The organism is Erythrobacter oryzae (assembly GCF_030271515.1).
Lineage (GTDB): Bacteria > Pseudomonadota > Alphaproteobacteria > Sphingomonadales > Sphingomonadaceae > Erythrobacter > Erythrobacter oryzae.
Window position 1 is genome coordinate 600,553 of record NZ_JASCXI010000003.1, and the last position, 19,745, is coordinate 620,297.

At 68.8% G+C, this 19,745-nt stretch carries 18 protein-coding genes; all 18 read left to right on the top strand.

Annotation, left to right across the window (positions count from 1 at the left end; genetic code table 11):
- Positions 1-19 precede the first annotated feature (19 nt).
- Positions 20-2,854 (top strand): monovalent cation/H+ antiporter subunit A, encoded by a 2,835-nt coding sequence (locus PFX90_RS11850; protein WP_285712676.1) that lies wholly within the window; start codon positions 20-22, stop codon positions 2,852-2,854.
- Complete coding sequence (locus PFX90_RS11855; protein WP_285712677.1) at positions 2,851-3,231, top strand: Na+/H+ antiporter subunit C; 381 nt, start codon at positions 2,851-2,853, stop codon at positions 3,229-3,231. Before PFX90_RS11850 ends, PFX90_RS11855 begins: the two co-directional genes overlap by 4 nt.
- A complete protein-coding gene (locus PFX90_RS11860; RefSeq protein ID WP_285712678.1) occupies positions 3,228-4,748 on the top strand; it encodes a monovalent cation/H+ antiporter subunit D in 1,521 nt (506 codons plus the stop codon). The genes PFX90_RS11855 and PFX90_RS11860 overlap by 4 nt, the downstream gene beginning before the upstream one ends.
- Positions 4,745-5,233: a Na+/H+ antiporter subunit E gene (locus PFX90_RS11865; protein WP_285712679.1), complete on the top strand. Its 489-nt coding sequence runs from the start codon at positions 4,745-4,747 to the stop codon at positions 5,231-5,233. The genes PFX90_RS11860 and PFX90_RS11865 overlap by 4 nt, the downstream gene beginning before the upstream one ends.
- Positions 5,230-5,511, top strand: coding sequence for a K+/H+ antiporter subunit F (locus PFX90_RS11870; RefSeq protein WP_285712680.1), 282 nt, complete (start codon positions 5,230-5,232; stop codon positions 5,509-5,511). Before PFX90_RS11865 ends, PFX90_RS11870 begins: the two co-directional genes overlap by 4 nt.
- Entirely contained in the window at positions 5,508-5,930 is a 423-nt protein-coding gene (locus tag PFX90_RS11875; protein ID WP_285712681.1) for a Na+/H+ antiporter subunit G, read from the top strand. The genes PFX90_RS11870 and PFX90_RS11875 overlap by 4 nt, the downstream gene beginning before the upstream one ends.
- A 66-nt stretch (positions 5,931-5,996) precedes the next feature.
- A complete protein-coding gene (locus tag PFX90_RS11880; protein ID WP_285712683.1) occupies positions 5,997-6,410 on the top strand; it encodes a DUF2946 family protein in 414 nt (137 codons plus the stop codon).
- Between the two features lie 75 nt (positions 6,411-6,485).
- A complete protein-coding gene (locus PFX90_RS11885; protein ID WP_285712686.1) occupies positions 6,486-7,022 on the top strand; it encodes a copper chaperone PCu(A)C in 537 nt (178 codons plus the stop codon).
- A complete protein-coding gene (locus PFX90_RS11890; RefSeq protein WP_285712687.1) occupies positions 7,015-7,671 on the top strand; it encodes an SCO family protein in 657 nt (218 codons plus the stop codon). The genes PFX90_RS11885 and PFX90_RS11890 overlap by 8 nt, the downstream gene beginning before the upstream one ends.
- A gap of 31 nt (positions 7,672-7,702) precedes the next feature.
- Positions 7,703-9,814, top strand: a complete 2,112-nt coding sequence (locus PFX90_RS11895) for a TonB-dependent siderophore receptor (protein ID WP_285712688.1) — start codon at positions 7,703-7,705, stop codon at positions 9,812-9,814.
- Between the two features lie 14 nt (positions 9,815-9,828).
- Positions 9,829-10,698 (top strand): DJ-1/PfpI family protein, encoded by an 870-nt coding sequence (locus PFX90_RS11900; RefSeq protein ID WP_285712689.1) that lies wholly within the window; start codon positions 9,829-9,831, stop codon positions 10,696-10,698.
- 118 nt (positions 10,699-10,816) lie between these two features.
- Complete coding sequence (locus PFX90_RS11905; RefSeq protein WP_285712690.1) at positions 10,817-11,866, top strand: phosphotransferase; 1,050 nt, start codon at positions 10,817-10,819, stop codon at positions 11,864-11,866.
- A gap of 3 nt (positions 11,867-11,869) precedes the next feature.
- Positions 11,870-12,940, top strand: coding sequence for an Rv3169 family protein (locus PFX90_RS11910; protein ID WP_285712692.1), 1,071 nt, complete (start codon positions 11,870-11,872; stop codon positions 12,938-12,940).
- A 132-nt stretch (positions 12,941-13,072) separates the two neighbouring features.
- Positions 13,073-15,226: a TonB-dependent siderophore receptor gene (locus PFX90_RS11915; protein WP_285712693.1), complete on the top strand. Its 2,154-nt coding sequence runs from the start codon at positions 13,073-13,075 to the stop codon at positions 15,224-15,226.
- A gap of 20 nt (positions 15,227-15,246) precedes the next feature.
- Entirely contained in the window at positions 15,247-15,966 is a 720-nt protein-coding gene (locus PFX90_RS11920) for an ABC transporter ATP-binding protein (protein WP_285712694.1), read from the top strand.
- Positions 15,963-17,399 (top strand): ABC transporter permease, encoded by a 1,437-nt coding sequence (locus PFX90_RS11925; RefSeq protein ID WP_285712695.1) that lies wholly within the window; start codon positions 15,963-15,965, stop codon positions 17,397-17,399. Before PFX90_RS11920 ends, PFX90_RS11925 begins: the two co-directional genes overlap by 4 nt.
- Positions 17,396-18,643: a DUF3526 domain-containing protein gene (locus tag PFX90_RS11930; RefSeq protein WP_285712696.1), complete on the top strand. Its 1,248-nt coding sequence runs from the start codon at positions 17,396-17,398 to the stop codon at positions 18,641-18,643. Before PFX90_RS11925 ends, PFX90_RS11930 begins: the two co-directional genes overlap by 4 nt.
- A complete protein-coding gene (locus tag PFX90_RS11935) occupies positions 18,640-19,704 on the top strand; it encodes a M14 family metallopeptidase (protein WP_285712697.1) in 1,065 nt (354 codons plus the stop codon). Before PFX90_RS11930 ends, PFX90_RS11935 begins: the two co-directional genes overlap by 4 nt.
- Positions 19,705-19,745 lie beyond the last annotated feature (41 nt).

The following is a 19,745-nucleotide window of genomic DNA, read 5'->3' on the forward strand; positions in this document are numbered from 1 at the left end:
AGGACCCGAGACGCCGCCGATGGCCACCGCCATGACGCTTCTGACGCTGGCCCTGCTTCCCTTTGCCGCCGCGCTTGCCATCGCGCTGCTGCATGGCGCGCCGCGCGTGGTGCATTCGGGGCTGGCGGGCGGTGCGAGCGCGGCGGGTCTCGCGCTGCTGGCGAGCCTTGCCGCACCCGCGCTGGGCGGAGACGCGCCCTTCGCGCGGTGGGACTGGGTGCCATCGCTCGGCCTCGATCTGACGCTGATGGTCGATCCGCTGGGCTGGATGTTCGGCCTGCTGATTCTCGGCATCGGCCTGCTGGTGGTGATCTTCGCCCATTCCTACCTCTACGCGGGCGAGGATACGGGGCGCTTCTTCGCCAGCCTGATGCTGTTCCAGGGCGCGATGCTGGGGATCGTGATCGCGGGCAATGTGCTGCTGCTGCTGGTGTTCTGGGAGCTGACCAGCCTTGCCTCCTTCCTCCTGATCGGCTTCTGGCAGCACAAGGCCGAAGCCCGCCAGGGCGCGCGCATGGCGCTGGCGGTGACGGCGGGCGGGGGCCTCGCGCTGATCGGCGGGATGGTGCTGCTCGGCCTGATCGCGGGGAGCTTCGATCTTGCCACGATCCTCGCGCGCGGCGACATGGTGCGCGCATCGCCGCTCTACCCGCTGATGCTGGGGCTGATCCTGCTGGGCTGCTTCACCAAGTCGGCGCAGTTCCCGTTCCACTTCTGGCTCCCTCACGCGATGGCCGCGCCGACCCCGGTGAGCGCCTATCTGCACTCGGCGACGATGGTGAAGGCGGGCGTGTTCCTGCTCGCGCGGCTGTGGCCGGTGCTGGCGGGGACCGAGCTCTATACTGTGACCGTTACCAGCGTCGGCCTCGTCACGATGATCCTCGGGGCGGGCGTGGCGCTGTTCCGGCATGATCTGAAGAGCATCCTCGCCTATTCGACGATCTCGCAGCTCGGGATGCTGGTGATGCTGCTCGGCTTCAGCCTCGAGGCCGCGGCGCTGGCGGCGGTGCTGCACATTCTCAACCACGCCGCCTTCAAGGCCGCGCTGTTCATGAGCGCCGGGATCGTCGAGCACGAGACCGGCACGCGCGACATCCGCCGCCTCGGCGGGCTCGCCAAGGCGATGCCGGTCACCGCCGGGATCGCGACGCTGGCCGCCGCCTCGATGGCGGGGCTGCCCCCGCTCGGCGGGTTCATTTCCAAGGAGCTGATGCTCTACCAGACCCCCAAGCTGGTGCTGGCGGGCCTGCCGTGGCTGCTCCCGGTGCTGGCGACCATCGGCGCCACCTTCTCGGTTGCCTATTCGCTGCGCTTTGCCGTGCACCTCTTCGCCGGAAAGCCGCGCGAGGCCGGGCCTTTCGCGCGCGCGCATGATCCGTCGCCTGCCATGTGGGCCGCGCCCGCGCTGCTGACCGCGCTGGCGGTGCTGCTGGGCCTGGCGCCCATGCTCCTCGCCGCGCCGTTGGTGAGCGCGGTCACCGGCGCGGTCACGGGCAGCGCGCCGCCGCAAGTAGAGCTCGGCCTGTGGCACGGGGTCAATCTCGCGCTGGTCCTTAGCATGATCGCGGTCGCGGGCGGTGCGGTACTGTTGTGGCGGCACGCCGGTCTCCTCGCGCTGTGGGAGCGGACGCCGCTGCCCGATGCCAAGCGGATGTTCGAGACGACGCTCGCCCTCGCCGACCGCTGGACGCGCAAGGCGATTGTCGCCACCCACACGCCCTCGCTCCAGCGCATGCTGCTGGCGAGTTTTGCGGTCACGATCCTGCTGGTGATCGAGGGTGCGCTGACCGGCGGCGGGGTGCTGACCGGCACGCGGGCAGCGCTGCCGGCGAACCTCCCCGCCATCGCCGCATGGGCCCTGCTGATCGCGGCCACACTCGCTGTTGCGCTGGAATCGCATAACCGCCTGCGCGCGCTGGTCTATGTCAGCGTCATCGGACTGGTGGTCAGCCTCGCCTTCGCGGTGCTCTCCGCCCCCGATCTCGCGCTGACGCAGATCTCGGTCGAGGCGGTGACGGTGCTGCTGATGCTGCTGGCGCTCAACCTGCTGCCCAAGAAGCCGCCGGTAATCTCGAGCGCCGCGCGCAAGACCCGCGATGCCGCCATCGCCCTTGCCGGGGGCGTGCTGGTCGGCGGAATTGCCTGGGCGATGCTGACCCGCGATCCGGGGCCGAGCATCGCGGCCTTTCACTTGGCCAACGCCAAGCCGGGGGGCGGGGGAACCAATGTCGTCAACGTCATTCTCGTCGATTTCCGCGCCTATGATACGCTCGGCGAGATCATCGTGCTGGGGATCGCGGGGCTGGGCATTTTCGCGCTGCTCGACACCGCGGGCAAGGGCGCGTCGGGCGCGCGGCTCAGGGCGTGGCGCGAGGACATGCCGCACTCGCCCGAGCGTCATCCGATGATGCTGGTGGCCGCCAGCCGGATCATCCTGCCGCTGACGCTGGCGGTAGGGATCTACCTGTTCCTGCGCGGCCACAACCAGCCGGGCGGCGGCTTCATCGCCGCGCTGGTGGTGGCGATCGCCTTCCTCGTCCAGTATCTCGCCGCCGGCTTCGACTGGTCGGACGCGAGGAAGCCCTTCGGCGAGCACAACCTGATCGGCTGGGGCGTGCTGGTGGCGATGGCGACTGGCCTTGGCGCGATGGTGCTGGGCGCGCCGTTCCTCACCAGCTGGTTCGACTATTTCAGCCTGCCGCTGATCGGCAAGTTCGAGCTGGCGAGCGCGATGCTGTTCGATACCGGCGTGTTCCTGACCGTGCTCGGCGCGGTGATGCTGGCGCTGGCGCAGCTGAGCCACGTCGCCACCCGCGCCGCCCGCGCGGCGGCGTCCGGGGAGGGTGAGCCATGAGCTACGAATTCCTCGTCGCCTCCGCCATCGGGGTGCTGGTCGCGGGCGGGATCTACCTCGCCTTGCGGGCGCGCACCTTTCAGGTGGTGCTGGGCCTGACGCTGATCTCCTATGCGGTGAACCTGTTCCTCTTCGCCAGCGGCCGGCTGGTCCTGAACCGCCCGCCGATCTGGGACAAGTCGGTTGCGGAATACACCGACCCGCTCCCGCAGGCGCTGGTGCTGACCGCGATCGTCATCACCTTCGGCATGACCGCCTTCGTGGTGATCCTCGCGCTGAGGAGCTTCCTCGAGACCGGCAGCGACCATGTCGATGGCGACACGGTGCCGTGCGACGCGCAGGATGGTCTGGCGGACGGGGAGGGCGCAGAGCCGTGAGCCTCGCCGATCATCTCCCGATCCTGCCGGTCGCGATCCCCGCGCTCGCCGCGCCCTTTGCGCTGCTGCTGATGCGCCGCCGCCGCGCGCTGGCAGTGGGGATCGGCTTTGCCGCGGCGCTCGCGCAGCTTGCTGTCGCGCTCCTGCTGATGGCACGGGTGAGCGGGGGGACGATCCTCGCCTATGCCCTCGGCGACTGGCCCGCGCCCTTCGGGATCGTGCTGGTCGCCGACCGGCTCGCGGCGCTGATGCTGGTGCTGACCGCTGTGCTGGCGCTGATCGTGCTGCTCCATGCCGTCGTCACCCGCGCCGACGGCAAGGGCTGGCATTTCCACCCGCTGTTCCAGTTCCAGCTGATGGGCCTCAACGGCGCCTTCCTGACCGGCGACCTGTTCAACCTCTTCGTGTTCTTCGAGGTGCTGCTGATCGCCTCCTACGGGCTGATGCTCCACGGGCAGGGCCCCGCACGGCTGAAGGCGGGGGTGCAATATGTGGTGGTGAACCTCGTCGGATCGGCGCTGTTCCTGATCGCACTGGGGATGCTCTATGCGCTGACCGGCACGCTCAACATGGCCGACATGGGGCTGAGAGTGCGCGAGGTCGCGCCGGCCGACCAGGGCCTGCTGCGGATCGCCGCGCTGCTGCTGGGATCCGTCTTTGCATTGAAGGCGGCGGTCGTGCCGCTCCACCTCTGGCTGCCGCGCACCTATGCCGCCGCGACCCCGGCGGTGGCGGCGCTGTTCGCGATCATGACCAAGGTCGGCGTCTATTCGCTGATCCGCGTGGTGCCGCAGGTGTTCGGCGAGGGCGCGGGGGCGGCGGCCTTCGCGCCCGCGCCGTGGCTGTGGCCCGCCGCGCTGGTGAGTGCCTGCGTCGGCTTTGCGGGCGTGTTCGTCGCGCGCAGCCTCTCCGAGCAGGCCGCCTACGCCATCGTCGGCTCGACCGGCACCCTGCTGATCGCAGTCGCCGGGTGGAGCGGGGCGAGCCTTGGCGCGGGGCTCTACTACCTCGTCCATTCGACCCTCGCAGGCGCGGCGTTGTTCCTCGTTGCCGACGTGGTGGCGCGGCGGCGCGGGAGTTTCGGAGACACCGCGAGCCCCGGCCCGGCCTTCGGCGGACGCGGGACAGTCGCGCTCATGTTCATGGCCGCCGCGATCGCCACCACCGGCCTGCCGCCGCTCTCGGGCTTCATCGGCAAGCTGCTGATCCTGCAATCGGCGGCGGCGCTGCCGAACTGGGGCTGGGCGTGGGGGGTGATCCTCGGCACGACCTTCATCGGCGTGATCGGCTTTGCCCGCACCGGCAGCGCGGTGTTCTGGAAAACGAACGAGGCCTGCGAGACCCCGCCCGCGCCCGAGACCCGCCGCGATCTGCTCGCCCCCGCGCTGGCGCTCGCGTGCCTCGCAGCGCTCTCGGCAGGCGCAGGCCTCGCGAGCGCCTATGCCGATGCCGCCGCCGCGCAGGTGCTTGCGCCCGCCCAAAGCGCGGCCGCCGTGCTGACGGAGGGCCCGCGATGATCCGCCGCCTGCTCCCGCATCCCGGCCTCACCGCGCTGCTGGTGACGATGTGGATGGTGATGGTGAACGACCTCACCTTCGGCACGCTGTTCCTCGGCCTTGTGGTCGGGGTGGCGGTGCCGATCTTCACCGCGCCCTGGTGGCCGGGCCGCCCGCGGGTCCGGTTCTTGCCCGCGCTTGCCTATGCCGGGCTCGTGCTGTGGGACATCGTGGTGGCCAACTTTCAGGTCGCCGCGATCATCCTGTTCAAGCCCACCCGCGACCTGCGCCCCGCATGGCTGACGGTCCCGCTCGAGCTCTCCTCCCCCGAGGCGATCACGGTCTTTGCCGGCACCATCAGCCTCACGCCCGGCACGGTCTCGGCCGATGTCTCGGCTTGCGGGCAATACCTCCTCGTCCACGCGCTCCACGCCCCCGATCCGGCTGCCGAGGTCGCCAAGGTCAAGGCGCGCTACGAGGCGCGGCTGAAGGAGATCTTCCCATGACGTTTGGGGTGCTCGAGGGGGCGCTCGCCTTCGGCTTCGCGGCATTGGGCGTGGCACTGGCGATGAACCTGTGGCGGCTGGTGCGGGGCCCGGGCGTGACCGACCGCATCCTTGCGCTCGACACGATGGTGATCAACGTCATCGGCCTCATCGTGCTGGCAGGGATCGCGGGCGGCAACGGCACCTCGTTCGAGGCGGCGCTGCTGCTCGCCATGGTGGGCTTCGTCGGCACGGCCGCCTACGCCAAGTTCTGCCTGCGGGGGGACATCATCGAATGAGCGGGACCGCTTCCTTCGCCGAGCTCCTCACCGCCGCACTGATCGTGCTGGGCGCGGGCTTCGCGCTGGTCGGCAGCTGGGGGCTGGTGCGACTGCCTTCGCTGATGGAGCGGCTCCACGGCCCGACCAAGGCGAGCACGCTCGGGATGGGGGCGATGCTGGTCGCCTCGGTGGTGTGGTTCCAGCTGGGCAAGGGGGTTTGGACCACGCACGAGCTGCTGATCTCGGTGTTCCTGTTCGTCACCGCGCCGATTGCGGCTAACATGATCGCCAAGGTCCACCTGCACCGCCTGCGCACCGGAGAGCCGAGCGAGCCCGCAGGCCCCTCAGGCGCGCCCGCCCCGCCGCCGGGCAAGGCCGACTGGGCGACGCACCAGGCCCCGCATCAGGGCACGCCGGGGGACTTTGCGGGGGATTAGGAGTCTCGCCGCAATGCCACGCGGCATCGTGACACGCGCGGCGCGAGGCGCTAGGAGGCCGGGCCGATGACCTGCCTCAGCGCCCTCATCCGTGACCATGCCCGGCTGACGCTGGTGCTGCTGGCGCTTGCGCTGGCGGTGAAGGCGGTGGTGCCGACGGGGTTCATGCTCTCGGCCGGCGGCGACCGCTTCCTGACGGTGACGATCTGCTCGGATGCGAGCGGGACGCCGAAGCAGATGCAGATCGCTCTACCGGGCAAGCAGGATGGCGGCGGCGACCATTCCGATGCTGGCGCGGCGGCAACGCATTGCGCTTTTTCCGGCCTTGGCCATTCTGCGCTCGGCGGGGCCGACCCGCTGCTGCTGGTTGCGGCGCTGGCCTTCATCCTCCTGATCGGGCTCGCCCCGCTCCCCGCGCTGCCCCGGCGCGCGCTTCCCTTCCTGCGGCCGCAACTGCGCGGGCCGCCGCTCTCCGCCTGACACGCTGAACCCCTTGTGTCGGTAAGCCCGCACCTGCGCCCTCGTGGCGCGGCGGGCTGTCGGAGTGCCTTTCCCATGATCCGTTCGCTTTTCCGCGCGCGCCGCCTTGCGGCCGCAGCTGCCCTTGGCAGCGCGCTTTGCCTTGCCGCCTGTGACGCGGCTCCCGAAACCCCCGCCGCTGCCGAGACGGCCGCCAGCATCATCGCCGTCACCGAACCCTGGTCGCGCGAGACCGCCGAAGGCCAGAACGCGGGCGGCGCGTTCATGACCATCGCCAACACCGGCACCGCCGCCGACCGGTTGACGGGCGGCAGCACGCCGGTTGCGGGCCGGGTCGAGATCCACACGGTCAGCATGGACGGCGGGGTGATGCGGATGCGCCAGCTCGAGGACGGGCTGGACATTCCCTCAGGCGGCGAAGTCACGCTCAAGCCGGGCAGCTTCCACGTCATGCTGATGGATTTGAAGCAGCCCTTGAAGGCGGGCGACACCGTCCCGCTGATGTTGACCTTCGCGGGCGCTGGCACGCTCGAGACCCAGCTTATCGTCAAGCCCGCAGGCGCGATGGCGCCCGAAATGAAGCACGGCGAGGAGGGCAAGCCCCATGGCTGATCCCTTCCCCGAACTGGAAGAGGACGTCTCGCCGCAGCGGCAGGCCGAGGGGCTGAAGACTCTGCGTCTCGTGCTGTGGGGGGTGGTAGTGCTGGCGGTAGGCATCGGCCTTTTCGCCATGCTCGCCCCCGACCGCTCGCCGCCGCCGAGTGATCAGGCGAGCTATGCCGACCTCATCGGCGGCCCCTTCGCGCTGACCGCGCCCGATGGCGCGCGGGTGACCGACCAGACCCTGAAGGGCAAGCCCTTCGCGATCTTCTTCGGCTTCACCCGCTGCCCCGACGTCTGCCCGACCACGCTGTCACGCATGGCGCAGTTGAGGAAGCAATTGGGCAAGGACGGCGACAGGTTCCGGATCGTCTTTGTCTCGGTCGATCCGGGCTATGACAGCCCCGAGGACATCGGCCGCTATGTCGCGCTGTTCGGCACCCCGATCCTCGGTCTGACCGGCACCGACAAGGAGGTCGATGCGGCGGTCAAGGCCTACCGCGCCTTCTACGAGAAGGTCCCGACCGGGGGCGGCGACTACACCATCGACCACACCGCCAGCGTCTACCTGATGGACGCTTCGGGCAAGCTCCAGTCGATCATCGCCTACGACGAAACCAATCCCAGCGCCCTCGCCAAGCTCAAGCGGCTGGTGGGCTGAAACCTCTCTTTCAATCAAGGACACACCTGCAATGAACCGCATCTCGCTTGCCGCCCTGCTGGCGGCAACCTCGCTCGCCACCCCTGCCTTTGCGCAGGAGGAAGCACCCTCGCCCGAAACCGGCGGCTGGACACCCGGCAACATCATCGTCACCGGCACCCGCGACAGCTACGCCGCCGACGAGGCCAGCATCACCCGCACGCCTGTCCCGCTCATTGAAGTGCCGCAGTCGATTCAGGTCATCACCTCCGAGCTGATCAAGGACCAGGAACTCGTCACGCTCGACGAAGCGCTGCGCAATGTCTCGGGCGTGGTGCCATCGCTCCCGTCCGAGATCGTGCTGGTCAACCCGATCGTGCGCGGGTTCGAGGCCGAGATCTTCACCGACGGCCTCATCGGCTATGGTGACACCGCGGTGATCGATCCGGGCAGCCTGTGGAATGTCGAGCGCATCGAGGTCGCCAAGGGGCCGACCGCGACGCTGTTCGGCGGCGGGATCGGATCGCCGGTGGGCGGGCTCATCAATCTTGTGTCGAAGACCGCCAATGGCGAGACCTTCCTCGATGGCCGGGTGCGGGCGGGGAGCTTCGAGACCTACGCCGTCGCCGCCGACGCTGGCGCGGCGCTGACCGACAGCCTCTCGGCCCGTGTGGTCGCCGAATATCAGTCCTCCGAGGACAATATCGACGTCGTGGAGATCGAACGCCTGCTCATCGCGCCTTCCGTGCGGTTCGCGCCTTCGGAGAACACCGAAATCGTCGGGCGCTTCACCTTCACCCGCATCGCCCAACTCGAATACGCAGGGCTTCCGGCAATCTTCATGGACGACCCGCGCGTCGACCCCGAGCGCTTCACCGGCGCGACCAACGCGCCCGAGACCGAGGTCGAGAACCTCACCGCGCAGGTGGAATGGACCCAGCGCTTGAGTGAAGGCCTGACCTTCAATCTGCGTGGCCGCCGCTACGAGAACGATTTTCGCGAGTTCGCCACCTCGCCCTTCCTCGCCTTCTTCCCCTGCGGCGCAGCATCGGGGCTGAACGCCACCTCCTGCCCGCAGATCCGCGCGCAGCTGCCCGCGAGCATCGACGAATGGACGGTCGACGGCTCGCTGACCGCGGAATTCTCCACCGGAGCCATCAGCCACGTGGTGCTCGGCGGGGTGCAGTGGGACCGGGCGGATTACAACGCGGCGATCGGCTTCGATCTCGTCAACGTTGTGCCCTTCGACTACGCCAACCCGGCCTCGGACTTCGACTTCTTCCCCGTCCCCGCGCTCTCCGGCTTCAACACCAACCGCTACGAAACGCTCGCGGCCTACGTGCAGGACCAGCTGACCATCGCGGGCCGCCTCCACGTGCTGGCCTCGCTGCGCTATTCGCGGCTTAGCCTCACCGAGTTCGTCGGCGGGACCAATGACGAGGTCTACCACGAATGGGACCCGCGCCTCGGCGTCACCTTCGACGTCACCGAGGGCGTCAGCCTGTTCGCGGGCTATGCCACCGGATCGCGCCTCTCGATCTTCTTCAACGGCACCACCAGCCCCGTGCCCGAGCGCTCGGAAAGCTGGGAGGGCGGGGTCAAGTTCGCGCTTGCCGACACCGGCCTGTCGGGCACCATCGCCGCTTTCCGGCTCGACCGCACCAATGTGCCCACGCCCGATCCGGGCACTTTCTTCACCTCGATCCAGACCGGCGCGCAGCGCAGCGAGGGGATCGAGGCCGATGTGATCTACGAACCCTCCCCCGCCTTCTCGCTGCTGGCGAGCTATGGCTACAGCGATGCCCGCGTCACCGCCGACACGGTGATCCCGGTCGGCAGCCGCCTGCCGCGCGTGCCCGACCATCGCGGGCGGATCGCGGCGCGATACCGCTTCTTCGACGGGAGCGTGAAGGGGCTGGAACTCGGCGCAGGGCTGACCGCCGCCAGCGACAGCGTGATCGCGCTGCCCAACGGCGCCGAGGTCGATGGCTATGTCGTCGCCGATGCGCAGGCGAGCTACGAGATCGGCGGTATCCGCATCGGCCTCAGGATCGATAACCTGTTCGGAGCGGACTACTTCGTGCCTTACCAATACTTCGCACAGGACGTCGTGCGCCCCGGCAATCCGCGTTCGGCCTTCGTGACGCTCGGCTTCGGCTTCTGAGAGGAGAAAGACCCATGACACTCGACAGACGCGCCCTCTTGGGCGGCATTACTGGGGCTGCGCTGCTCACCCCCTATATCGCGCTCGAAAAGGCAATGGCGCAACATGCAGGCCACACCCCCGCCGCCGGATCGCCCAGCCTTGAGGAACAGCAGGCGATGGCCGCGCACCAGCAGTCGATGCAGGAGCTGTTCGGCGAGAACCTGTTCAGGAACGAACAGATCGCGATGCTGCTCTACCCCGGCTTCACCGCGCTTGACCTTGTGGGGCCGCATTACTTCTTTGCCTGCCTGTTCGGCGCGAAGGTGCATCTGGTGACGACGGGAGCCGACCTCGCTCCGGTCGCCTCCGACCTCGGCCTTGCCATCTCGCCGACGGTGACGCTGGAGGACTCCCCCGCCGACCTCGACGTGCTGTTCTTTCCGGGTGGCACCAAGGGGACGATGGACGTGATGCGCTCCGAACGGGTGATGGCCTGGGTCAAGGACCGCGCCTCGCGCGCCAAGCACATCACCAGCGTGTGCACGGGCTCGATGATCCTCGGCAAGGCGGGGCTGCTCAAGGGCAGGTGCGCGACATCGCACTGGGCGACCTTCCCGGTGCTGGCGGATTTCGGCGCGATCCCGGTCAATCAGCGGGTGGTGAAGGACGGCAACATCCTGACCGGCGCGGGCGTTTCGGCAGGTCTCGACTTCGCCATTGCCCTCACCGAGCAGCTGCGCGGCCGCGACTATGCCGAGGCGCTGGTGCTTCAGGCCGAATATGCGCCCGAGCCGCCGATCATAGCCGGCTCGATGGCCACCGCCTCGGCGCCGGTCGGCAGCATGATGGGCCAGATGTTCGCGCCCGTCGCCGAGCAGTTCAGGGCGCTTGCCGGAGGGTAGGGGGCGCCCTCATCCACAGCGGGTGCTGTCCGGGCCGCGCCTCGTCAGTGACGGGGAGGCGGCACGGGCGTTGCACCGCGCGTCTGCCATGCCTATCGCTGAAGCGGGAGAGGGCAGAATGGACGAATTTCCGGCGCATCCGGACGACTTCACGCCGGAGTGGTGGGTGGCCGCGCTGGGGCGCGTGCCCGACCGATGGCGGTGGGAGCCGATCGGCACGGGGCAGGTGGGCGACAGCGTGCGTTTCACGCTCGATTTCCCGGGTGAGGCACAGCCGGTCACGCTGGCGGGCAAGTTTGCCGCGGCCGATCCCACCAGTCGCGGCACGGCCATAATGCTGGGCCTCTATGCCAGGGAAGTGCACTTCTACCGCGAACTGGCCCCCAACCTGCCGATCCGCACGCCGAAGACACTCCTTGCCGAGATCGCCGCGGACGGGTCGCGCTTCTGCCTGCTGTTCGAGGACCTCGGCCCGGCACGCGGCGGCAACCAGATTGCCGGATGCTCGCTCGCCGATGCCCGCGCGGTGGTCGCTCAGGCGGCGGCGCTGCATGCACCGAGCTGGCAGAACGAGGCGATCCTCGGGCGCGACTGGCTCCAGCCCGATCCGGCCGCCGCCGCGCGCGTCAAGGCGCTCTACCCGCAGGCCCAGGCGATCTTCCGCGACCGCTACCGCGATGCGCTCGAGCCCGAATTCATGGCGCTGTGCGAGGAACTGGCCGAGATCACCGTCGCGACCGAGCGCGCGCACACCGCGACGAGCCTCGTCCATGGCGATTTCCGGCTCGACAATGTGCTGTTCGATATCCGCGGCGGGCAGGAGCCGATCGCCGTGCTCGACTGGCAGACGCTCACGGTCGGCAACGGGCTGACCGATGTCGGCTATTTTCTCGGCTGCGGGATCGGCGATGCGCTGCGCCGCGCGCACGAGCGCGAGCTGCTGGAACTCTACTGCGACGAAATGACCGCCCGCGGCGTTCCCGTGACCGTGGACGCGATCTGGGACGATTACGTGCTCGGCGCGCTCCACGGGGTTTCGACGGCCGTGTTCAGCAGCGCCTTCGTGGTCCGCACCGAGCGCGGCGATGCCAACTTCCTGTCGATGGCCCGCGGCGCCTGCGCGCTGGCGCTGGAGCATCGCAGTCTCGATCTGATGAAAAGGGGATAGAGAATGGTTCTGAGCCGGGGCGATGATTATCCGATCCACCAGACGCCTGACCCGATCGCCTTTTCGGGCACGGACCGGAATTTCTACGATCGCTATTTCTTCAACGGCTATGCGCCCGATGGCAGCAGCTTCTTCGCGGCAGCCTTCGGGGTCTACCCCCACCTCGATGTGGCAGACGCGCATTTCTGCGTGGTGCGCGGCGGGGTCCAGCATTGCCTGCACGCCAGCCGCAGGCTCGGCATGGAGCGGATGGAGCTGTCCTGCGGCCCGATCCGGATCGAAGTGATCGAGCCCCTGCAGAGCCTGCGCGTGATCGTCGACGGAGAAGGGATCGCCGCCGACATCACCTTCACCGGGCGCGCCCGGCCCATCGCCGAGCCGCGCTTCACCTGGCGCATCGGCGCGCGCACGATCATGGATTACACCCGCCTCACCCAGAACGGGCATTACCACGGCTGGATTGCCGTCGACGGCGCGCGCGAGGCGCTGCCGGCCGGAAGCATGGGCACCCGCGACCGCAGCTGGGGCGTGCGCCCGATCGGGGCCGCCGATCCGCAGTTCCAGGGCGGCGTTCCGCAGTTCTTCTGGCAATGGACGCCGATCAACCTGCCGGCCCGCAGCCTGTTCTACCACCTCAACGCCCATGCTGACGGCACCGCATGGAACACCCGTGCCGTGATCGTTCCCGATGGCAGCGGGGCGGACGGCTTTACCGAGATCGATGTGCCGCGGATGACCACGCAGCTAGCACCTGCCACCCGCTGGCCTGCCACCAGCACACTTGCCGTGGGCGATGAGCAGTTCACGCTGCATCCCTTGAGCCGGTTCCAGATGCGCGGCCTCGGCTACACCTCACCGCGCTGGGGCCACGGCCTCGACCACGGCCTGCTCGAGACCGAGCGCGAGGACATCCTCCTTGCCGACATAGACCCCGCGCGGCCCGACAATCTTCATGTGCAGATGCTCTGCCGTGTCGAGGGGCCGGACGGCGAGGCCGGCATGGGCGTATTCGAGCAGCTTGCCATCGGCGACTATGCGCCGCTCGGTCTGTCGGGCCTGTCCGGGCGAGGATAGCGCGCAGCCCGAACGGCCATTGACGACCCCGGATTGGCTCGATAGAGAGATGTGACAACATAACATTGGCTGCCTCGAGCACCCCGTGCGCTTGGCGGCCATTTGGGGCAACCTCTCTCAATCGGATCGCCAATGCCAAGCTATCGTGCCGTTCTTGCCGGGTGCCTGTCCGGCGCCTCGTTCCTCGCCCCGCCTATGCCGCTTGCGGCTGAAGTTGTCGCAGAGGCCGCCGCCGAAGCCGAGCCCAGGGGCGAGATCGTCATCACCGCGACCCGCCCTGCCTACCGCGGCGAGTTCGAGCCGCTGGAGGTGCCGCAGGCGGAGCAGGTCATCGGCCCGCAGCAGCTGCGCGACATCAACGCGCTCGATCTCAACGCGGCGCTGAGCCTTTCGGCCTCGGTCGCGCGGCAGAACAACTTCGGCGGGCTGTGGAACGCCTTTGCCGTGCGCGGCTTCGTCGGTGACGAGAATCTGCCGAGCAACTACCTCGTGAACGGCTTCAACGCCGGGCGCGGTTTTGCCGGGCCCCGCGACCTTTCGGGGATCGAGGCGGTGGAAATCCTCAAGGGCCCGCGCGCGGCCCTGTTCGGGCGCGGTGAGCCGGGGGGCACGATCAACCTCGTCACCAAGCGGCCCAAGTTCGATAGCGCAGGCGAGATTCGCCTGCTGGGCGGCTCTTTCGACACCTGGCGCGCCGATGCCGACCTCCAGACCACGCTGGGCGATGCCGTCGGCGTGCGGTTTGTCGGCTTCTACGAGGATGCAGGCAGCTTCCGTGACACGGTCGAGACCGAGCGGCTCGGCGTCATGCCCTCGGTCGCGGTCAAGCTGGGGGATGCGACCCGCATCGTCTACGAGCTCGAATATGCCCGTCAGGAAATCCCCTTCGATCGCGGCGTGGTGGCGATCAATGGCGAACTGGGCCTGATCCCGCGCAGCCGCTTCCTTGGCGAACCGGGCGAGGGGCCGAATGTGGCCGAGGTGCTGGGCCATCAGCTGGAAATCCAGCACAATTTCTCCGACAGCTGGAGCGCGCTGGTTGGCGTCAACTACCGCGATACCTCGCTGCTGGGCACCTCGACCGAGGCCGAGCTGACCGCCAGCCGCCAGCGCCTCTTGCGTGACGGGCGCACGCTCACCCGTCAGCGCCGCCTGCGCGATTATGATGCGACCTATTTCGTCGCCCGCGCCGAACTGGCGGGCAACTTCACCACCGGCGAGATCACCCACCGCGTGCTGATCGGTGCCGATACCGACCGGTTCGAGAACGATCAGGTGTTCCTGCGCGCCCGCGGGCCGACGCTGGCGAGCAATCCGACCGAACAGCAGCTCCAGGCGATCGACATCTTCGCGCCCGTCTATGGCCGCTTTCCGCTCGCGACCCTCACGCCGCTGACCGATCAGGTCGAGGTGCAGAAAGCGACCGGTCTTTATGCGCAATACCAGATCGGCTTGTCCGAGGCCTTCGAACTGCGGGTCGGCGGGCGCTATGACGATTATGACCAGCGCCTCACCAACCGCGCCAATGGCCGGGTCAGGCAGGCGGGCGAAAGTCGTTTCAGCCCGCAGGTCGGCGCAGTGTGGCGCGCGACGCCGCAATTGTCGGTCTATGCCACCTATGGCGAGAACTTCCGCCCGCTCTCGGGCGCGGATTTCGCGGGCAATCCCTTCGATCCCAACCAGTCCGAAAGCCTCGAGGGCGGGATCAAGTATGCCAGCGCGAACGGACGGCTGACCGCCACCGCCAGTGTCTTCAGCATCAACCAGAGCAACATTCTTGTCGCCGATCCGGCCAATGCCGGCTTCACCATCGCGGCGGGCGAAGCGCGCAGCCGCGGGTTCGAATTCGACCTCGAGGGCGAGATCGCCGAGGGGCTCGATCTGTGGGTGTCCTATGCCTATGTCGACGCCGAGACCCGGGCCGAGGTCGCGGACCCGGACTTCGGCAAGCTGATCCGCGCCGGGGACCGGCTGCTCAACGTGCCCGAGCACACCCTCAACGTACAGCTCGCCTATTCGACCCGCATAGCGGATCGCGACCTGCGTCTGGGCGGCGGGGTGCAGCATGTGGGCGAGCGGCTGGGCGAAGTCGGCACCGCCTTCGAGCTGCCCGATTACACCCTCGCACGGCTGTTTGCCGAGACCGAGCTGACCGAAGGCGTCCGGCTTCGGGTGGATATCGACAATCTGTTCGACACCACCTGGTATGCCAATTCCTTCTCGCAGCTCTGGGTCCAGCCCGGCACCCCGCGCAATGTGCGGGTGACCGGCAGCTTCGCCTTCTGACCACCTCGGAGACCGCCTGCATGATCCCCGCGCTCGAAGCCCGCTCGCTGTCGCTGGTGCGTGACGGCACCACAGTGCTCGAGGACGTATCCTTCACCGTCGCGCCGGGCGAGATCTATGCCCTGCTCGGCGGCAACGGCGCGGGCAAATCGACGACGCTGCTGACCTTCCTCGGCTTCCTCGCGCCTTCGTGCGGGAGCGTGCTGGTGAACGGGCGGGCGGTGGCAGAGGATGTCGACGGCGCGCGCAGCGCCATCGCCTATCTGCCCGAGGCGGCCTCGCTCTACGGGCACCTCGATGCCTATGAGAACCTCGGCTACTTCCTCGATCTTGCGGCACGCAAGGTGAGCCGGGCGGCGATGGACGAAGCCCTCGATCAGGTCGCTCTGCCGCGCGAGGCGCGGGGGCGGCGGATGCAGTCCTATTCCAAGGGGATGCGCCAGAAGACCGCGATTGCGCTCGCCCTGCTGCGCGATACGCCGATCCTGCTGCTCGACGAGCCGACCTCGGGCCTCGATCCGGTGGCGATCGACGAATTCCACGACATGCTTAAAGGCCTCGCCGATGCGGGGCGCAGCGTGCTGATGGTGACGCATGATGTCTATGGCGCGTGTCAGGTGGCGGACCGCGTGGGTTTGCTGCGCGGCGGACGGCTTGTGGGCAGCTTCGAGGCTGCGGCCGGCGAGCGGATCGACACCGAAACCGTCCACGCCGCTTTCGCCGCGCGCGAGGCGGCATGAGCGCGGGTTTGAGCATTGCCCGCGAGGAATGGCGGCTGTGGGCGCGCTCGCGCGTGGTGCTGCTGGCGGGGGTGATCGTCGCGGTGCTGCTGGTCGTCACCAGCGCGCTCACCGCCCTGCGCGTCGCTGACGAAGCCGAGGCCCGCGCCGCGCGGCAGGCGAGCGCCGAGGCGACCTTCCTCGCTCAGCCCGACCGCCATCCGCACCGCATGGTCCATTACGGCCACTACGCCTTCCGCACGCCCCCGCCGCTGGCCGCCTTCGATCCCGGGGTGGACGCGGTGACGGGGCAATCGATCTTTCTCGAGGGCCATCGCCAGAACACCGCGATGTTCGCCGACGCCCGCGCGGGCGCGGACCTCGGTGGTTTCGCTGGCCTGACGCCCGCGAACATCTACCAGCTGCTGCTGCCGCTCCTGCTCATCATCATCGGCCACGGCGTGCTGCTGCGCGAACGCGAGAGCGGGACGCTGGCGGTGTTGCTGGCGCAGGGGCAATCGGCGCTCACGCTCGCCGGAGGCAAGGCGCTGGCGCTGGCGGGGGTGGTGGGCGCGTTTCTGCTGCCGGTGACGGCGCTCGCCGCCTATGGCGCCGCCCGGGGCGAGCCTGCGCTGACGGCGGCGCTGATGGTCGCGGGCTACGGGCTCTACCTTGCCGTTTGGGCCGCGCTAATCCTCGCGGTCTCGCTCTGGGTGCGCCAGCGCAGCGTGGCGCTTGGCGTGCTGATCTTCGTCTGGCTGCTGACCGCGCTGGTGGTGCCGCGCCTCGGGATCAATGCCGGGAGCGCCGCGATCGACGCGCCGGGCAAGATCGAGAGCGATCTCGTGATGCTGGCCGAGCAGCGCAAGCTGGGCGACGGGCACAATGCCGCGGACCCCGCCTTCGCGGCGCTGCAGAAGCAGGTGCTCGAACAATATGGCGCCGAAAAGGTCGAAGAGCTGCCGATGAACTGGCGCGGGGTGGTGGCGGGCTATTCCGAAAAGAAGCTCACCGACCTCATGAACCAATACGCCGAAAAGCGCATGGCACAGGAGGCCGAACAGTCACGGATCGTGACGCTGTTCGGCTTCGCCTCGCCCACGCTGGCAGTCGGGGCGGCCTCGCGCACGCTGGCGGGGACGGACCTTGCCACGCACCACCGCTTCCTGCGCGAGGCCGAGGCGCTGCGGTTCGATTTCGTGCAGGGCCTCAACGATCTGCACGCCACCAAGCTGACCTTCGCCGACGATGCCAAGCGCAGTGCAGACCCGGAGGCGGAGAAGCGCACCCGGGTCAATGCTGCGGCCTGGAGGCTGCTGGATGACTTCCGCTTCGTCCCCGATCCCGCCGCCGCGCGCGCCGCGCGGGCCGCCTTGCCGCTGGCGATGCTGCTCGGCTGGCTGGTGTTGCTCGGCGGCGCGATCGTGGCCGGGGCACGGAGACTGCGGCCATGACTGCACTTCTGCGCGAGGCGCGGTTCATGCTGCGCGATCGCGGCGCGATGGTGTGGATCGCGCTCGCCCTGCTGCTCTCGGCCGCGGCGACCGGCTTCGGCATCGCCGAAGTGCGCGATCAGCGCGCGACCATCGCCGTACTGCTTGAAGAGGATGCAAAAGACCGGGCGAATGCGATTTCCAAGTATGACGCCTGGGGCGATGCTGCCTACGACGCCTTCCATCTGACCTATGCCCCACCCTCGAAGCTCGCCTTTGCCGCACTCGGGCAGCGCGACACCGCGCCGTGGCTGCACCGCGTGCGGATGCTGGCGCTCGAAGGCCAGATCCACGAGGCGGACACCAGAAACGCCGATTTCGGCCTCATCGGCCGCTTCGATTTCGCCTTCCTCGCCGCCACGGTCGCACCGCTGCTGCTGATCCTGCTGCTGCATGATCTGCGCGCGGGCGAGCGGGTGGCCGGTCGCCACGATCTGCTGGTGGCGACTGCCGGGCGGGCGCTCCGGCTGTGGTTGCCGCGCGCAGGGATGCGTTTTGCCGCGCTGGCGCTGGCGCTGCTGTTGCCCTTCTGGGCGGGGGCGCTGGTCGAAGGTGCTCCGGCCCTTCAGGTGCTGGCGGCCAGCGGGCTGGTGCTGGGCGCCTTGCTCGTATGGTGGCTGATCGTCGAGGCGGTGGGGCGGCGTCCCGGCACCCCCGCAGCCCTGCTCGCCGCGCTCGTCGGGATCTGGCTTGCGCTTGCCCTGATCCTCCCCGCAGTCGCCAAGACCGCGATCGAAGCCAGCCATCCCGTGCCCGACGGGGCCGAGATCCTCATGCTCCAGCGCGAGGCGGTGAACGATGCGTGGGACAAGCCCAAGGCGGCGACGATGGAGCCCTTCCTCGCCCGCCACCCCGAGTGGCGCGCGCATGGCACGGTCGACAAGCCATTCGAATGGAAATGGTACTACGCCTTCCAGCAGGTTGGCGACATGCAGGCCGAGCCGATCGTCCGCGCCTATCGCGAAGGACGGCTGGCGCGCGACAGGGCGGCGGGGATCGCGGCGTTCCTCTCCCCCGCCTCGCTGGTCGAGCGCGGGTTCGAGCGGCTGGCCGGCACGGACACGCAGGCGATGATCGGCTATGAAGACCGGGTGCGCGCTTTCCATGCCGAACTGCGGGCGTTCCACTATCCGCTCCTGTTCCGCGATCCGCCCTACGATCCGCTCGCGTTTGAAAAACTGCCTCGCTATCAGCCGCCGCGATGACCCTTTTGCGAAGCCTCATTGCCGCCCTGCTGCTGCTGACCGCTCAGGCCCTCGTTGCTGCGCCGCCGGAGCCCTTCGCCATCGCCGGCCAGCGCATTGCGCCCGGCACGCGCGCGGATGTCCGGATCATCGTGCCCGCCGGTCGTGACGGGGAGACCTTCATTCCGCTGACCGTCATTCACGGCACCGAGCCCGGCCCGGTGCTGGCGATGGTAGCCGGCGTCCACGGCTTCGAATTCGCCTCGATCCTCGCCGCCGAGCGGCTCGCCGAGCGGGTCGATCCGGCGCGGATCAAGGGCACGCTGGTGATCGTGCGGGTCGCCAATATCCCGGCCTTCGAGGGACGCTCGCCCAACGTCAACCCGGTCGACCGCAAGAACCTGAACCGCGTCTTTCCCGGCGATCCCGGCGGCACCCAGACCCAGCGCATCGCCGACAGAATCGCGCGCGAGGTGGTGGCGCACAGCAGCTTCCTGATGGACGTGCACAGCGGCGACGGGGCAGAATTTCTGGAAGCCTTCGTTGGTGCCTATGGCGGGCCGCTCGCCACCGATTTCCCGCTCGCGCTCAGGGTGGCGCAGGGCTTCGGCTTTCCCAATATCGTGCGCTACAGCATGGAGACGCAGGCCCAGATCGACCGCGGGCGCTCGCTCAACCGGCAGGGCGTGGCGATGGGCAAGCCGACCATCCTCGTCGAGATCGGCCAGAACGGCAGCCGCGAGGAGGCCCATGTCGCGGCCATCGTCGCCGGTGTCGAGAACGCGCTGTCGATCCTCGGCATGATCGACGCGCGCCTTCGCGACCCGGCAAGCCCTGCGCGTCTTTTCGACGGGACAACTGCCGTTTCAGCCAGCCATGCCGGGCTCTATCACCCGGTCGACCCGAGGCCCCGTCCGGTTGCCAGGGGAGAGTTGCTCGGCATCATCCGCGACTACACCGGCCGCGAGGTCGAGCGCCTCGTCTCGCCGGTCGATGGCTATGCGCTCTACGGCATCACCGGCCCGCCCGTCGCGGCAGGCGACGATGTGGTCACGATCGCGGTCCCGACGACCGGCTTTTGAGCGCAACTTGCCCTTCCGTGCCATCAAGCGGCTGCGGAGGC

What these genes read in the sequence shown, in the direction of transcription:
- PFX90_RS11850 (WP_285712676.1), top strand. Translation starts at nt 20, where the DNA reads ATGGCCACCGCCATGACGCTTCTGACGCTGGCCCTGCTTCCCTTTGCC.
- PFX90_RS11855 (WP_285712677.1), top strand. Translation starts at nt 2,851, where the DNA reads ATGAGCTACGAATTCCTCGTCGCCTCCGCCATCGGGGTGCTGGTCGCG.
- PFX90_RS11865 (WP_285712679.1), top strand. Translation starts at nt 4,745, where the DNA reads ATGATCCGCCGCCTGCTCCCGCATCCCGGCCTCACCGCGCTGCTGGTG.
- PFX90_RS11870 (WP_285712680.1), top strand. Translation starts at nt 5,230, where the DNA reads ATGACGTTTGGGGTGCTCGAGGGGGCGCTCGCCTTCGGCTTCGCGGCA.
- PFX90_RS11875 (WP_285712681.1), top strand. Translation starts at nt 5,508, where the DNA reads ATGAGCGGGACCGCTTCCTTCGCCGAGCTCCTCACCGCCGCACTGATC.
- PFX90_RS11880 (WP_285712683.1), top strand. Translation starts at nt 5,997, where the DNA reads ATGACCTGCCTCAGCGCCCTCATCCGTGACCATGCCCGGCTGACGCTG.
- PFX90_RS11885 (WP_285712686.1), top strand. Translation starts at nt 6,486, where the DNA reads ATGATCCGTTCGCTTTTCCGCGCGCGCCGCCTTGCGGCCGCAGCTGCC.
- PFX90_RS11890 (WP_285712687.1), top strand. Translation starts at nt 7,015, where the DNA reads ATGGCTGATCCCTTCCCCGAACTGGAAGAGGACGTCTCGCCGCAGCGG.
- PFX90_RS11895 (WP_285712688.1), top strand. Translation starts at nt 7,703, where the DNA reads ATGAACCGCATCTCGCTTGCCGCCCTGCTGGCGGCAACCTCGCTCGCC.
- PFX90_RS11900 (WP_285712689.1), top strand. Translation starts at nt 9,829, where the DNA reads ATGACACTCGACAGACGCGCCCTCTTGGGCGGCATTACTGGGGCTGCG.
- PFX90_RS11905 (WP_285712690.1), top strand. Translation starts at nt 10,817, where the DNA reads ATGGACGAATTTCCGGCGCATCCGGACGACTTCACGCCGGAGTGGTGG.
- PFX90_RS11910 (WP_285712692.1), top strand. Translation starts at nt 11,870, where the DNA reads ATGGTTCTGAGCCGGGGCGATGATTATCCGATCCACCAGACGCCTGAC.
- PFX90_RS11915 (WP_285712693.1), top strand. Translation starts at nt 13,073, where the DNA reads ATGCCAAGCTATCGTGCCGTTCTTGCCGGGTGCCTGTCCGGCGCCTCG.
- PFX90_RS11920 (WP_285712694.1), top strand. Translation starts at nt 15,247, where the DNA reads ATGATCCCCGCGCTCGAAGCCCGCTCGCTGTCGCTGGTGCGTGACGGC.
- PFX90_RS11925 (WP_285712695.1), top strand. Translation starts at nt 15,963, where the DNA reads ATGAGCGCGGGTTTGAGCATTGCCCGCGAGGAATGGCGGCTGTGGGCG.
- PFX90_RS11930 (WP_285712696.1), top strand. Translation starts at nt 17,396, where the DNA reads ATGACTGCACTTCTGCGCGAGGCGCGGTTCATGCTGCGCGATCGCGGC.
- PFX90_RS11935 (WP_285712697.1), top strand. Translation starts at nt 18,640, where the DNA reads ATGACCCTTTTGCGAAGCCTCATTGCCGCCCTGCTGCTGCTGACCGCT.